We start from the raw sequence: 396 nt of genomic DNA on the forward strand, positions 1-396 counted from the left end.
GACGAGGCGACCAGCACCGAGGTCGCCCCGACGTACACCAACGTCGAGGCCGACGCCGCACCCCTCGCCGACGGCGAGTTCACCCCGATGCGCATCGCGGTGTTCCCCTTCGCCCACGTGTTCCGGCCGGGCACGTCCATCCGCGTCACTGTCGACGCGCCGGGCGGGGCCCGCCCCATCTGGGCTTTCGCCGACACGATCGCAGCGGGCGAGACCAACGAGATCGCCCACGACGCCGACCATCCGTCGTCGCTGGCGCTGTCGGTTGTGCCCGGCGTCGACGTCCCCGCCGATCCTCCCGCCTGCGGTTCCCTGCGCTCCCAGCCCTGCCGCCCCGGCTGAGCCTTACCGCGGGGTCCCACCACTGGGGTCAAGTCTCTTTTCTCCCTTTCTCGG

General features: G+C 71.7%; 1 protein-coding gene. It reads left to right on the forward strand.

All coding sequences use genetic code 11. The annotated features are described in order from the left end of the window. Positions 1–342: CocE/NonD family hydrolase C-terminal non-catalytic domain-containing protein (locus tag ACLNEE_RS17025; protein WP_412007468.1), on the forward strand; the 342-nt coding region annotated here is incomplete at its 5' end. Positions 343–396 lie beyond the last annotated feature (54 nt).

The sequence above is a fragment of the Aphanothece stagnina RSMan2012 genome, from assembly GCF_046764815.1.
GTDB lineage: Bacteria > Cyanobacteriota > Cyanobacteriia > PCC-6307 > Cyanobiaceae > NIES-981.